Below are 13,570 nucleotides of genomic sequence, written 5' to 3' on the forward strand. Positions count from 1 at the left end.
ATATTACCTATTTCTGTTTTGCTCCGGCTTTTGCAGATTTTGCAGCTTTTTTTGCAGCTTTTGCAGCTTCTAATGCTGCTAATTCCGCCAGTTCTTTCTCCTCAGCTTTCTTATCAAGATAGTAGTGATAATCTCCTAAGTAAACATGAAAATCACCATCACGAATTTCTACAATTTTGTTAGCTACTTGGGAGATAAAATAACGGTCGTGAGACACTACAATAGCCGTACCTTCATAGTTTTGTAAAGCCTCTTCCATCATTTCCTTAGCCGGAATATCTAAGTGATTGGTAGGCTCATCTAAAATGATTAAATTGGCTGGACGTAACAGCATTTTTGCCAATGCTAACCGAGCTTTTTCACCTCCACTCAATGCTCCAACTTTCTTAAATACAGTATCACCAGTAAATAAGAATCTTCCTAACAATGTGCGGACTTCTTCATTAGTCCAACTCGGAACCTCGTCATGGATAGTTTGCATGACGGTTTTATTTAAATCCAAGGCTTCCGCTTGGTTTTGTTCAAAGTAACCAGGAATCACATTGTGATCACCCAATTTAACAATCCCTTCCGTAGGTGGTTCAACACCCATCATAATTTTTAACAGCGTGGATTTACCCGCACCGTTAGGACCCAGGAATGCAATTCTGTCTCCTCTTTCGACTAAAAGATTTGCCGATAAAAACAGAATTTTATCCCCATAAATATGGGTTAAATCCTTAATTTCTACCACTTCTCTACCGCTACGAGTGGCATCAGGAAAACGGAAATGTAGGGTTCTGACTCCACCTACGGGAGCTTCGATCCGTTCAATTTTATCTAGTTGCTTTTCTCTACTTTTTGCCTGGGTACTGCGGGTAGCACTAGCGCGGAATTTATCAACAAATGCTTGTTGTTTTTCCAATTCTTTTTGTTGACGTTCGTAAGCGTTAAGTTGTGCTGACTGATTTTCCGCCTTTTGTTGGAGGTATGATGAGTAATTACCCAGGTAAGAACTGGAAACACCCCTTTCAGTTTCCACGATTTGGTTACATAGACGATCTAAAAATTCCCGGTCATGGGAAACTATCACCATGGGAGTAATTAAACCCCGGAGATAATTTTCTAACCACTCAATGGTTTCTAGATCTAAGTGGTTTGTCGGTTCGTCCAGTAGTAATAGGTCGGGTTTTTGTAGGAGAATTTTCCCTAAACTCATTCGCATTTGCCAACCACCGGAGAAAGCACTAACTAAGCGATCGCTATCTTCCAATTGAAATCCCATCTCTGGTAAAATCTTACCAATGCGTGAGTCTAAGTTATATCCATCCAAGGCCTCAAATTGACGCTGTAACCGATCTAACTTATGAATTAACTCATCTAACTCTTCGGGATTAGCAGTTTCCATCTCATGGGGAATGTGAGATAAAGCCATCTGCACTTCGTTAGCTTCTTTAAATACAGTCCAAAATTCTTCCCTGACTGTCCGGGTGGGGTCAACCTCAAATTCTTGGTTAAGATAAGCTATATGTAGGCTGGAGGGGCGAATAATTTCCCCAGCAGTCGGTCCAATCTCCCCAGAGATAATTTTCAGTTGGGTGGATTTTCCCGCACCATTAACACCAACCAAACCAATCCGATCTCCTGGTTTGACTTCCCAGTTGATATCTTTAAGAACTTCGCCCGTAGGATAAATTTTACTGATATGTTCTAATCGCAGCATGAAATGTCTCGTGGGTAGGGAAAAGGGCAAAGCTAACGCCGTACATAATCTTAACAAAATTTAACCCCTTATGTACAATTTTTTGACTATGAACATAAATTCTTTACCTATCACGTTTTTATCTTTTCGCTCCCTGATTTTAATGCTTGCAGAGTGACAATATCTCTAATTGCCAATGTATGTATAAATTAAATATTATATTAGCTCATTGAACTATTCTCATACTTATATCTAACCATTTAGACTGAGTAATGGGCGCACTAGTAGAAATATAATCAACACCAGTTTTTGCTACAGCGCGAATAGTTTCTAAGGTTATATTTCCTGAAGCCTCAATTTTCACCCGACTATCTTCTTGACGAATTAACGACACAGCTTGACTCATCGTTTCTAAAGACATATTATCCAACATAATAATATCCGCTTTATAATTCAAGGCTTCCTGGACTTGTTCCAAACTTTCCGTTTCCACCTCAATTGTTAGGGGATAGGGAATATGAGAACGAACGCGGGTAATGGCCTCCCTAATTCCTCCCGCAGCCAGAATATGATTATCCTTAATCATCACCGCATCATCCAAACCCATACGGTGATTAATAGCACCACCCAATGCAGTCGCGTATTTTTCCAAAATTCTCAACCCAGGTGTAGTTTTGCGCGTATCAACTAATTGAGTGGGTAAATCAGCTATTTTCTCCACATATAAACTAGTTAAACTGGCAATTCCACTTAATCGCATTGTTAAATTTAACGCCACCCTTTCCCCCATTAACAGCGCGTCCAGAGAACCATTAATTTCTGCTATTACCTGTCCTGGCTTACATAGTGTACCCTCCTCTGTAACATTTATCAAATTGACTTGATTATTTAAAAGCTGAAACACCCTAGCAGCAACCGGTAAACCAGCGATTATTCCTGGTGCTTTAGCGATCCATTTAGCTTGTCCTTTGGTCGAATTTTGAGATAATAGAGATTGAGTAGTACGATCACCCCTGCCAATATCCTCCAGCAACCAACTCTGTAACAATTGATCCAAAACTAAAAACGGTGGTAGTACAGCCACTGAACTCTTCATATTAGCCTTAATTTTTATATCTACTTAAGAGTATCAAAAATTTGCAAATAAATAAAGTATTAGCCCGGATTTGGGAATGCAAAATCTAGTACGAAGTAACTATTTTACGTCTGGCTAAAAAACAGTCGGGTGTAAAAAGTGGGAAGTAGTTTTGAATAAACTTTCTAATTCGTCAGCAGCAATAAGGGCGACGTTTTCACCGTCAGGTTGGATAATAATTATTACTTCTCTATCTACTTGAGCGCAGATTTCAGCTAGGTTATCACGAGCATTTGTTAAGTTTGTTTGGTTGAACATGGTGGGATTTTTCCTCATGCTGTAGCTGATATTTTTTAATATTATCAGTTAGCTTTCTAAACCGTCTGGGAGATTAATTCCCAGTCTCATAGCCGAAGTCCATTAAAACGGACTCAATGATTATACTTTAGGGACCTCCAAATAAAAAAACACTCAACCACCTAACGCAGAAAATCTCTCAAACTCTCATTCCTCTGTGTCCTCCGTGCCTCTGTGGTTCGTTTATTTGAGTAATTTATTTTTTGGAAGTCCCTTAAACTGTCTGTTTAGTATTATATTCAACACTTCCCCAACTTTCAGGAAGAGGGTTAACCCAGGAAATAGGAACAGAAGCAACATCCAGCGTTTCACCGTCTTCAAAAACTTCTAAAATATATCCTGGTTCTGGCTGGCTTGTAGTAGGATTGAGATGATATAAGAAAACGCCCTTATTTCGAGTTTTTACCGGGCTGTTAGGAACATCTTATTTTAGTTCTACCCATTGGAATAAGATGGCTGTTGTTATGATTAGTTTTATTTTCGTTGACTATCAGTTAAGCATAGACAGTAGGTAAAGAGTCTAATTCATTCATATCACTGACAACTTTACGTAAAGTTTCACTGAAATAGAAAACTTCATAATTAGGTGCAAGTTCTTTTTGTAGTTGCTTCCACAAACTAATACCTTCTGCTTCAAAAGCGGCTTTAGCCTCTAAACTAGGAAAACCTGATGAATTAGGATCTTCCCAGTTTAATTTCGCATCATAAATATCTGCCCATTTTTCCAAACGGCTAATAGTTTCTTGACTCAGTGGTAATGTTTCTGGGTCAATATCTCCAGCTTTATCAGAATTTACCCACCATAACGGGTAACATTCATAATCAGCCATGAGTTTGATTTTTTCTATTTTAAGCTGTTTGTCGTTTTTCATGTTTAATACTTCCCCAAGTTTCAATAATGAAATCTAGCTTGGAGAAAATCAATCCTGTCATCACTAATTAGATAAACTGCATTTTTAGGCGATCGCAGTAAATGAGTTGTTTCTAATAAACTTGCTAATTCGTCAGCAGCAATAAGGGCGACATTTTCACCGTTAGGTTGGGTAATAATCATTACTTCTCTATCTGCAACTACTTGAGCGCAGATGTCAGCTAGGTTATTACGAGCATCTGTTAAGTTTGTTTGGTTGGACATGGTGGGATTTTTCCTCATGCTGTAGCTGATATTTTTTAATATTATCAGTTAGCTTTCTAAACCGTCTGGGAATTAATTCCCAGTCTAATAGTCGAAGTCCGTTAAAACGGACTCAATGATTAGTTTATAATATCACATCTCAACCATTCAATAAATTCACCTAACCCTTCAAAAATCTCAGGGTTATTTGTTTTTACTTGTAGCTCTTCTTCTAAATCTGGAAAATCATCTAATATGTCATTATTGGCAATATTCAAATAAAATATAATAGGGAGGACAATTTTTTTTAACTCATCTATGGAAATAAGATGCGAATGTTGAGAAATAGAATATGGACTTACATGAACAAAATTAGATAAATACTTATATAAAAACTTGTATCTGTGTTTAATCTTTTCTTCTTCATGTTCATATCCAGGAATAATCTTGACTAATCTGTTGGAAAGTACCTTATAATGGCTTATAAAGCACCCAGCGACATCCATAACAGCTTTATCAAATTTATCTTCTTCAGAAAATAAATTTTTACACGTATCATCTTTCTCAAAAAGTTGTTTGTATTTTTGATGTTCTTCCTTCTCTAATTCAAGTAGTTGATAATATTGATTTATTTTAATTTTATTTTTCACTTCATCTAATTGCTCTTTTAGTTCTTGTTTTTCTATTTCTTCTAACTCCCTTGCTTTTAATAGTTGAATCATTTTTTGCCTTTCAAGAGTATCATATAACTCCAGTATTAGTAACCTAAATTCCAATTCGTATGCAAGCAAAGTATCAGATGTTAAATAATAAAATGTTTTGTAACATTCTAGGATACTTCTTGTGAGAATTGCTGCTGATGAGAAATCTATAAAATTTGGATTTTCTGTATCTTGATTTAAGATTTTAAAAATAGTTGTGCTAGTAGACTTCATTTTGAACAGAATATGATGCCTTATTTTATTTTTTTCATTTAATTCCTCATAATTTGCGTCTAAGAAATTAAAAACTTTATTCGTAAGACAGAGAGATGATTGGAAAATATCTAATAGTTCTGAGTAATTCATAAGTGTTGTTTTAAAGATCAAATAAATAGTATCCATTTTCAATGGATACTTGTACGAAAGTATTTAAAGCTATCTTAGCACAAGTGTTGAATCCTGCAATAAAACTTTACAATCTTTGCGTTTTACCCAGGTAAAATCCATTGTCTATTGAGAATAGAGTCATTAATTGATCAAATTTGGTATCACCAATACCAATGCACAACTTGGACACAATCCTCAAAATCTTAACATTCAACACTTCTGCTATCTTAGCAATCTATAGCATCCCTAAGTTTGCGCTTCAAATCGCTAGAAATAGGTAAATCGTCAATTTCTTTACACAATTTTGCTACTGGCTCTTTTTTCTTTCGCTCTAGATATATTCCTGTTAAAAGACCATCAATACCATATTTACCTAGAGCATCTGCTACTAATCCAGCAACTCCAAGAGCCGCAATACCACCTATCATTCCAAATGGTCCGCCCAAAGCTGCTAAGGCAGTAGTTATAGCAGCACCTCCAGCTAAACCAGTAGCGGCCATTGTTACTACAAGCAATACACCAGGGAAACCTAAAGCCGCAACCTTTCTGACTACTTCATCCATATAGTTATTGAATTAACTTAACTGAGTCTAATTTGATACAAAAAATGAGTATAAGAGTATTCCAACTAAAAAAATGCCCAATTGTCATTGCGTGGGTGTTCTCTTCCCGTAGGATAGTGACAGGTTTTGGATCATTTATTGCTTGAAACACTCTAACTATAAACACTGTTATAAAAAAAAGCAAGTAGCGAAGGTTAAAATATTCGCCCTCACTACTCACTCTTCTTACCTATGCCCCTACAGACTCCTTAGCTGCATACAATACCTCAGCCGATATATCTTTAAACCCACGTTCACGGGCAAACTTTTCAGTATTTCGCTTCACTTTTCCGCGTACAAAACCAGGAATTTTATTCAATTCTGCTTGGCCATCTTTTGTCCAATTCAAACCAGATTCCGCGGAAATTCCTTTGGTAATTACTTCCTTGGTATCGTGTCCACCAAAGATTTCTAATAAGTGATCTTCCATTCCCAAAGTAAAGGAATTGTAGATTAAATCTGTGATTTGATTTGTACCTTCATAACCCATAAATGGTTTGTAACCAATGGGGAAATTCTGCACGTGAATAGGTGCTGCAATGACACCGCAGGGAATATCCAAACGTTTACCAACGTGACGTTCCATCTGCGTACCAAATATAGCAGAAGGTTCAACGCGAGCGATCGCATCCCCAATTTCACCATGATCATCTGTAATTAATACTTCATCGCAATATTCGCTCACCTGTTCCCTAAACCAGTCAGCATCATATTTGCAATAAGTCCCAGCCCACACCACATGAATCCCCATTTCCCGCGCCAGAATCTTTGTTAAAGCCGCAGCATGAGTATTATCACCAAAAACCACCGCTTTCTTCCCAGTCAAGTTCTGACAGTCAATAGAACGGGAAAACCAAGCCGCTTGGGATACGTGCAGAGTTTGTTCATTAATGAAGTCTTCGTAATTAACATCACTACCTTGAGCGTTAATTACCTGCTGAATTTTACGGATACATCTAGCAGTTTCCACAACACCCATGGGCGTAATATCTACGTAAGGAGTGCCAAATTGTTCTTCTAAATACTTAGCTGTAGTTAACCCCAGTTCCCGATAAGGAATTAAGTTAAACCAAGCTTGAGGCATAGTTTTTAACTCGTGAACAGACGCACCTTCAGGAATAACAATATTGACCTCAATTCCCAAATCAGTCATTAACCGCTTCAATTCCGTGACATCGTGGTTATTATGGAAACCAAGAGTAGAAACGCCGATAATATTAACCGAGGGTTTAGCGGTTTTCTGTGTTGGTAATTCCCCCCGCTTCCGGGCTTTCTCAATGTAATATTGGACAATTTGTTGTAAAGTTCGGTCTGCGGCTTGTAGTTCATTGTAGCGGTAATGGTTGACATCCGCCAGCATTACGTCCCCTTTTGCTTCTAATTGGGCCCGTTCCACAAAGTTGTGTAGGTCTTCTTGCAAAATGCTGGAAGTGCAGGTAGGAGTTAAGACAATTAAATCGGGGTGTTCTTCCGCGTCTTTACGGGTGATGTTGTCTACCACCTTTTCTTGAGAACCACGGGCTAAAACGTTTCTATCAACGACGCTGGTTGTGACTGGGGTAAAATCCCTCTCCCGCGATAGCATGGAACGCATGACGTTAAAGTAGTCATCACCTAGGGGCGCGTGCATGATTGCATGAACGTTTTTAAAAGAAGTAGCAATTCGTAAAGTGCCAATATGGGCTGGTCCTGCATACATCCAGTAAGCTAATTTCATTCGGTCTTCTCCCTTGACAAGTTAAATAACTATAAGCGCTTGATTATTAAATCGATCCTGATTATCTCAAATCTATTGGCTATTAACAAATAAGCTTTGTTACGGGGTTGCTTGCTTGGGGAACGCTAAAACTTAGCTATTGACACTCTCAGCACCTAACACCTATAAATCTTTTACAGCACTTACTAGTGTCATGAGGTACATATCTAGCGGGCAAGATGCCCGCACCACAAGAGTTTTATGATTCAACTTTGTACCTCATAAAAGCGAAAACCGCTGTATATATTAACAGGAGGAAACTAGAATAAGTAATTATTAATTATTTTTACGCGGTTCTTAGTGCTACCATAGGATCAAGTTGAGCCGCACGACGGGCAGGAACGACACCAAAAAATAAACCAATAGCACCAGAAACACTCGCAGTTAAAAGAACTGCTGCAGGGGAGATTGTAGATTGAAAAGGGGTAAATATGCCTACTAAAACAATGCTACCACCTCCTAAAATAATGCCAATTAAACCACCAGTTACTGATAATATCACAGCTTCAATCATAAATTGTAAGAGAATGTCTTGTTGCGTTGCACCGATAGCTTTACGAAGTCCAATTTCTTGGGTACGTTCGGTGACAGAAACTAGCATTATATTCATAATTCCAATACCACCAACAAATAAGGAAATACTAGCTATTGCTGCTAACATTATTGTCAATCCTCCGGTAATAGAATTACTGATTTCTAAGAGGTTCTTTTGGGTTTGAATTGTAAAATCATCTTCGCGGATAATTTTGTGCCGTCTACGCAGTAAATTTGTCATTTGAAACTCTGCTGCTGATATACTATTTTCATCTTTTGCCGATACAGAAATCATAGAAATATTAATACCAAAAGGGGATGTTCTCCCAACTAAACGACTAAACATAGTATTAATGGGAATATAGACGGTATCATCATTATTACTCCCAAAGGAAGAACCTTTAGCTACAGTTAAACCAATTATTTGAAAAGTAGTATTTTGAATGCGGATTTTCTGACCAATAGGATTTTGATTATCAAATAGTTTATTGGCTAAATCTGGTCCTAATACTGCTACTCTTTTACTCCGTTTAATATCAAAATTATTAAAAAATCTGCCTTCTTTGATTTCTAAAGTACGCACGGTGGGATAATTAGGAGTTGTACCGATAACCGTGCTAGTTGTATTTATATTCCGATAGGTAATTGTAATTCGGTTATTAATTTCTGGAGCAACTTCTTTAACTGCACGAACTTGTTTAGCTATTGCTTTAGCATCTTGTAAAACCAAAGTTCTAGGTACTCCTGTTACTCTACTGCGAGTTCCTGGACTACCGGGAATAACAAATAAAGTATTCGGTCCTAATGATTGAAATTGTTTATTTGTAAATATTTTTGCCCCTTCTCCAATCCCAATCATAGCAATAACTGATGCATTACCAATAATAATTCCTAACATGGTCAAACTACTCCGCAACTTATTAGCTAATAAGGTGGTAGTTGCCATTTTCATGCTTTCTAAAATGTCCATAATTTATGCTGAATATGAGTATGTTTAATTTTTATTTTCTTTACCCTGTTCTGTTTTTCCTTTTTCTTTTGTTTTAGGTAGGTCAATAAATATACGATCTCCGGCTTTAAGACCATCTAAAACTTGAACTTGATTATCAATATTCGCACCAATTTTGACAGAACTAAATTCAGGTTTATTTTTTTCACCTAATAACCACACCCCAGTTTTTCCCTTGCGAGTAACGATTAACTCCTGGGGAATTAACAGCGCGTTTTCGATATTATTACCAAGAAATGTTATCTCACTCACATTCATTCCTGAACGTAGTTTTTCAGCCCCTTTGCTAATAGTAATACGCACCTGAAAAGAGGTGACATTTTGCTCAACTATCGCTTCAGGAGCAATCAATCGCACTTGTCCCTGAAAAATTTCATCGGGATAAGCATCAATAGTAATTTCTGCTTTTTGTCCCTGTTTAATTTGAGGAATATCGACTTCAGGAACATTTGCTAAAATTTCTAATCCTTTAGCTAAAGCTACTATAGAAGTTGAGGTAGCAGAAGCATTACTAGAAGCAGAAACAGCCGGACTAACAAAACCCCCCATTGTCGCGTATCTTTGAGTAATAATTCCCGTGAAAGGAGCGCGAATAATTGTATCTTCTAATTGTACTTGTTGTTGTTTTAATTGAGCTTCGGCAATAGCTACTGCTGCTTTTAATCTGGTAATTTCTTCAGGACGATTGCCATTTTCTAATTTTCTTAATCCTTCTTTTTCTTGATTAACTATTGCTTGTTGCTTTTGAATATCTTGGTTACGATTGCCAATTTTGAGCAAGGATAATCGCTTTTGAGCTTCTTGTAAATTAGCTTTTGCTTTTCTATTTTCACTGATATATTGTTCTAAACTATCTTGAGAAATTGCCCCATCTTTTGCTAAGTCTTGATATCGTTTTAACCGTGATTGAGTTAGTTCTATAGAAGCTTTTGCCGAGTCTACTTGAGCCTGTGCTTGTTGAATTTCCTGTAAACGATTCCCCTCACGGATAATCTCTAATTGAGCCTGTGCTTGCGCTACACGGGCTTTTCCTTGGGCAATTTCTTCTGGACGACTTCCCGCTAAACTTTCCGCTAACTGTGCTTTTGCTTGTTCTAAATTGGCTTGGTATTGGAGGATTCGCATTTTAATTTCTGAGTTATCCATGCGAGCAATTATTTGTCCTTGTTTGACAGTATCTCCCTGTTCAACATTTAAATCTGCTATCATTCCAGAATTTTTAGGACTAATATTCACACTTTGAACTGGTTGAACTTTACCACTTGCAGTAATGCGGACAGTTACGCTTTTTGCTTCTACAGGAACAGTTAATTTACTAATATCTAGGGGTTTATTTCTTTGCTGAATGGTTTTGATAGTGGCTGTTGTTCCCACAATTAAAACACCACTAGCTATCAAACCCATTAACCAACGTAATGGATATTTAACTTTTTTACCAATTAAGGGAATTTCTATGTAAAAAATCATGATCAAAAAAGGTTGGGAATAGAAGTTAGTAAGAATCTTTTATAGTTAAAAATCTATGAATCTCTAATTTTCCTGAATTTTTATCTTCTCCATAACCATATTATCATACTCTTCTTTAATTTGTAAACATGACTTATTTCCTATTTTTCAATTTAGATGATTTAATTTAGATTCCCGACTCTTTTAAAAAATCGGATATCTAGAATTTTATGATTAACGTCTTTTTAATTCATTGAGTTTATAAACCAATAAACTTTGTTGTTTACTATCTTCTAATTTTTGGGCTATGGAAATACCTTGTATATAAAAATCCCTAGCTTTGGTAAAGTTACCCATTTTTTCATAAATATCCCCAGAAATAGCTAAATATTTTAAATATTCTGCGGGATTTTTCATGGAATCTGTAATTTTTACCCGGGTTTCCAACAGTTTTAAGGCTTGATTATAACGTCCTATGATAGTATTTGCTGTGACTAAACCATCAATAGCTCGTAATTGGCTAGAAGGCTGAAAACTTTTTTTAGCTAACTGCATTGCTAAATAATAACTATCAATAGTATTTTGATAATCACCCATAGCTAAATAAGCATCACCAATATTATTAAGGGTATTAGCTTCACCAATGGTATCACTAATTTGGCGGCGAAAAGTTAAGGCATATTTACCAATTTTCACGGCTTCATTATAATCACCTTTTCTGAGAGCAACTAAGCTCAAATTACTTAAAGATAGCCCTTGTCCTTCAATGTTCATAACATTACGAGCTATGATTAATGCTTCTTCAAGAGTTTGTTTAGCGGCAATGTTTTCGCCTTTTTCTAGAAATAATGTGGCTAGATTATTCAGGGCAAAAATCTGATTTTGAAAATCCTGATTGTCGCGGGCAATTGCTACCTGTCGACGAATGGCATCTTCAGCATTGTTAATATCACTTAATTGCAGATAGATATTAGCTAGTAAATCATAGGTTAAACCTTGGGCTTTTAAATCACCTAATGAATGATAAATTTCTAAAGCTGATAAGGATAATTTTAGGGCTTTTTGGGAAAATCCTTGAGATAATTGCTGTCTACCTTCTCTTAATAATTTATCGGCCGCATTGCGCGATGATTGACCAGCGTAATTATTTAAAGGACGTTGAATTTGTTCGGTAATATTAATGGCTTTTACACCTGTATTAGTAAATAAACAGATGAATAGTACCATATAAAAAGTCAAAACTGGCAACTTTAGATTGGCTATATTAATCAGATTTCTTGATAGTAAATACCACTGTTTCATAAGATATAACCGTGAAATTCTGGCTGTAAATAGATGGTAAAAACCAATTCTAGATGAATAAGTAAATCAGCTATTGTCATGATTATAGCTAATTTTAGGACTAAATCCCAGTTTCGCCTAAGTAAATAGCTCGAATATCAGCAGGTAATTTATCTTCTAGCATTTGATAACCTTCCTGGAGAGAATTTGCTACTTCAGCGGGAGAAATTTGTTCACCCTCAGCTTGCAAATAAGCAGCAATTCTGGTTTCGCTCCAGTGGAAGGTTTGTGCCATTAAGATGATTAATCGTGATATTGGTGGTAATTGATCTAATGCCTGTTCAATATAGCACCATAGAGGTGGTGATGTATCCTTGAGAGAATAATGTATCGCTTCTGTGGGTGGTAGTTTAATCTCGTTAATATGGAAAGCAGTGATATTAATTAACCAGTTTTGTAAAGTGAAGGAGTCGCTTCCTGGGGTTGCTTGGTTTAAATCCAGTCCACCTAATTCATAATAGATATTTCGCCAGATAAGGGCAAATAAATAATCAGCTTGTACAGGCGATCGCGCTGAATGCCGAATTAAAGTGTAAACTATAGGACTATAACGGCAAAAAATCCCCGTAAAATACTTGCCATGATCTGGATTTCGCTGAAATAGATTCAGTAATTCTGGGTCACTGTGATGAAATAGCGATTTCACCAATGGGTGATTTGCTTCGGGAAAGTGAGGAATTTGCACAATCTCTGGACTAGATAGTTGTTACAATATACTGGGGAACGGTGATGTGATGCTTGCGGCAGGTGAAGCCATGGCTAATAATATCGAAAAATTAGTAAGTTTGGGAAGTCAGACCACTAGACTATTGATAAACTAGAGACAAAGACTTAATGTTAGTCTTAACTGACAATACTCAAAGCGTCTCCTTTATTGTGATTCTGTTTGTTCATGGTTATAGAAGTTAGTTCCATAATGTTCCTGCTGAGTCCACTCATGTTCGGCTCTTTTTTACCTTCCCTGCCCTTGGATAGCCTGTTCTCTACCCAGGGGATTATGATTATGCTGTTGGCGGCTTACGCTGGCGCTATGTGGATGTTCCTCAGTAGTGCCCCTAAAGTTTATACTGTTATGGTATCAGATTTAGAAGTTGCCCGACAGTTATACGAAGGATTGCTAGATTTGCCAGTGGCGGAAGTCCCTTTGCACTATTATTACAATTACGAGCAAACTATTGGTGCAACAGGTATTGACCCGCTGTATATGTCCGCTAGTTCCAATTGGTCTAATCCCACCATGAACAATGGTAGTGAAGGACTATGGTATCAACTCAAGAAAAATACTCAATTACATATTATCACTGGTGCAAGTTTAGGCAAAAAAGATCAGCATCGTCATGTTTGTTTTGATCATGATTGTCTAGAATTAATTTTAATGCGGGTGGAAGTCCGGGGTTTAAAGTTCAAAATTCGTAACCAAAAGCCTTTAAATTTTTTAGTTAAGGATTATGAAGGGCGTGTCATTGAAATGGCTGAAGTTGCTAATTAGTCCTGGGGGTGTGTTGGGTTTTCCTAATGCACCCTAAACTGTAATTTCTGAACATAAGGTGTTAAATTTTACTTTCAA

At 36.9% G+C, this 13,570-nt stretch carries 13 protein-coding genes; 1 reads left to right on the plus strand and 12 read right to left on the minus strand.

Annotation, left to right across the window (positions count from 1 at the left end; all coding sequences use genetic code 11):
• Nucleotides 1-7 precede the first annotated feature (7 nt).
• From H6G44_RS09725 to H6G44_RS09780, 12 genes are all read right to left on the minus strand, one after another.
• Complete coding sequence (locus H6G44_RS09725; protein ID WP_190386360.1) at nt 8-1,702, minus strand: ABC-F family ATP-binding cassette domain-containing protein; 1,695 nt, start codon at nt 1,700-1,702, stop codon at nt 8-10.
• A 205-nt stretch (nt 1,703-1,907) separates the two neighbouring features.
• Complete coding sequence (nadC, locus tag H6G44_RS09730; protein WP_190386361.1) at nt 1,908-2,777, minus strand: carboxylating nicotinate-nucleotide diphosphorylase; 870 nt, start codon at nt 2,775-2,777, stop codon at nt 1,908-1,910.
• Nucleotides 2,778-2,891: 114 nt separating this feature from the next.
• On the minus strand, nt 2,892-3,074 hold the full coding sequence (locus H6G44_RS09735; protein WP_190386362.1) for a type II toxin-antitoxin system Phd/YefM family antitoxin: 183 nt from the start codon (nt 3,072-3,074) through the stop codon (nt 2,892-2,894).
• A gap of 533 nt (nt 3,075-3,607) precedes the next feature.
• On the minus strand, nt 3,608-3,985 hold the full coding sequence (locus H6G44_RS09740; RefSeq protein ID WP_190386363.1) for a hypothetical protein: 378 nt from the start codon (nt 3,983-3,985) through the stop codon (nt 3,608-3,610).
• A gap of 20 nt (nt 3,986-4,005) precedes the next feature.
• The gene (locus H6G44_RS09745) at nt 4,006-4,248 is read right to left on the minus strand and encodes a type II toxin-antitoxin system prevent-host-death family antitoxin (protein WP_190386364.1); all 243 of its coding nucleotides are present in this window, start codon (nt 4,246-4,248) and stop codon (nt 4,006-4,008) included.
• Nucleotides 4,249-4,367: 119 nt separating this feature from the next.
• The gene (locus H6G44_RS09750) at nt 4,368-5,330 is read right to left on the minus strand and encodes a DUF5677 domain-containing protein (RefSeq protein ID WP_190386365.1); all 963 of its coding nucleotides are present in this window, start codon (nt 5,328-5,330) and stop codon (nt 4,368-4,370) included.
• 212 nt (nt 5,331-5,542) lie between these two features.
• The gene (locus H6G44_RS09755; protein WP_190386366.1) at nt 5,543-5,878 is read right to left on the minus strand and encodes a hypothetical protein; all 336 of its coding nucleotides are present in this window, start codon (nt 5,876-5,878) and stop codon (nt 5,543-5,545) included.
• 229 nt (nt 5,879-6,107) lie between these two features.
• A complete protein-coding gene (bchB, locus tag H6G44_RS09760) occupies nt 6,108-7,634 on the minus strand; it encodes a ferredoxin:protochlorophyllide reductase (ATP-dependent) subunit B (protein WP_190386367.1) in 1,527 nt (508 codons plus the stop codon).
• Nucleotides 7,635-7,959: 325 nt separating this feature from the next.
• Nucleotides 7,960-9,177, minus strand: coding sequence for an ABC transporter permease (locus H6G44_RS09765; RefSeq protein ID WP_190386368.1), 1,218 nt, complete (start codon nt 9,175-9,177; stop codon nt 7,960-7,962).
• Nucleotides 9,178-9,201: 24 nt separating this feature from the next.
• Entirely contained in the window at nt 9,202-10,683 is a 1,482-nt protein-coding gene (locus tag H6G44_RS09770) for an efflux RND transporter periplasmic adaptor subunit (protein ID WP_190386369.1), read from the minus strand.
• Between the two features lie 213 nt (nt 10,684-10,896).
• Nucleotides 10,897-11,964, minus strand: a complete 1,068-nt coding sequence (locus H6G44_RS09775; RefSeq protein WP_190386370.1) for a tetratricopeptide repeat protein — start codon at nt 11,962-11,964, stop codon at nt 10,897-10,899.
• 100 nt (nt 11,965-12,064) lie between these two features.
• Entirely contained in the window at nt 12,065-12,688 is a 624-nt protein-coding gene (locus H6G44_RS09780) for an RNA polymerase sigma factor (protein ID WP_190386371.1), read from the minus strand.
• A gap of 207 nt (nt 12,689-12,895) precedes the next feature.
• Between H6G44_RS09780 and H6G44_RS09785 the strand changes: the two genes are divergently transcribed.
• Nucleotides 12,896-13,492, plus strand: coding sequence for a glyoxalase-like domain protein (locus tag H6G44_RS09785; protein ID WP_190386372.1), 597 nt, complete (start codon nt 12,896-12,898; stop codon nt 13,490-13,492).
• Nucleotides 13,493-13,570 lie beyond the last annotated feature (78 nt).

Source organism: Aphanizomenon flos-aquae FACHB-1287, assembly GCF_014698755.1.
In the GTDB taxonomy this organism is placed as follows: Bacteria; Cyanobacteriota; Cyanobacteriia; order Cyanobacteriales; family Nostocaceae; genus Dolichospermum; species Dolichospermum flosaquae.

What these genes read in the sequence shown, in the direction of transcription:
- H6G44_RS09750 (WP_190386365.1), bottom strand. Translation starts at nt 5,330, where the DNA reads ATGGATACTATTTATTTGATCTTTAAAACAACACTTATGAATTACTCA.
- H6G44_RS09775 (WP_190386370.1), bottom strand. Translation starts at nt 11,964, where the DNA reads ATGAAACAGTGGTATTTACTATCAAGAAATCTGATTAATATAGCCAAT.
- H6G44_RS09725 (WP_190386360.1), bottom strand. Translation starts at nt 1,702, where the DNA reads ATGCTGCGATTAGAACATATCAGTAAAATTTATCCTACGGGCGAAGTT.
- H6G44_RS09755 (WP_190386366.1), bottom strand. Translation starts at nt 5,878, where the DNA reads ATGGATGAAGTAGTCAGAAAGGTTGCGGCTTTAGGTTTCCCTGGTGTA.
- bchB (WP_190386367.1), bottom strand. Translation starts at nt 7,634, where the DNA reads ATGAAATTAGCTTACTGGATGTATGCAGGACCAGCCCATATTGGCACT.
- H6G44_RS09735 (WP_190386362.1), bottom strand. Translation starts at nt 3,074, where the DNA reads ATGTTCAACCAAACAAACTTAACAAATGCTCGTGATAACCTAGCTGAA.
- H6G44_RS09785 (WP_190386372.1), top strand. Translation starts at nt 12,896, where the DNA reads ATGGTTATAGAAGTTAGTTCCATAATGTTCCTGCTGAGTCCACTCATG.
- nadC (WP_190386361.1), bottom strand. Translation starts at nt 2,777, where the DNA reads ATGAAGAGTTCAGTGGCTGTACTACCACCGTTTTTAGTTTTGGATCAA.
- H6G44_RS09765 (WP_190386368.1), bottom strand. Translation starts at nt 9,177, where the DNA reads ATGGACATTTTAGAAAGCATGAAAATGGCAACTACCACCTTATTAGCT.
- H6G44_RS09770 (WP_190386369.1), bottom strand. Translation starts at nt 10,683, where the DNA reads ATGATTTTTTACATAGAAATTCCCTTAATTGGTAAAAAAGTTAAATAT.
- H6G44_RS09740 (WP_190386363.1), bottom strand. Translation starts at nt 3,985, where the DNA reads ATGAAAAACGACAAACAGCTTAAAATAGAAAAAATCAAACTCATGGCT.
- H6G44_RS09745 (WP_190386364.1), bottom strand. Translation starts at nt 4,248, where the DNA reads ATGTCCAACCAAACAAACTTAACAGATGCTCGTAATAACCTAGCTGAC.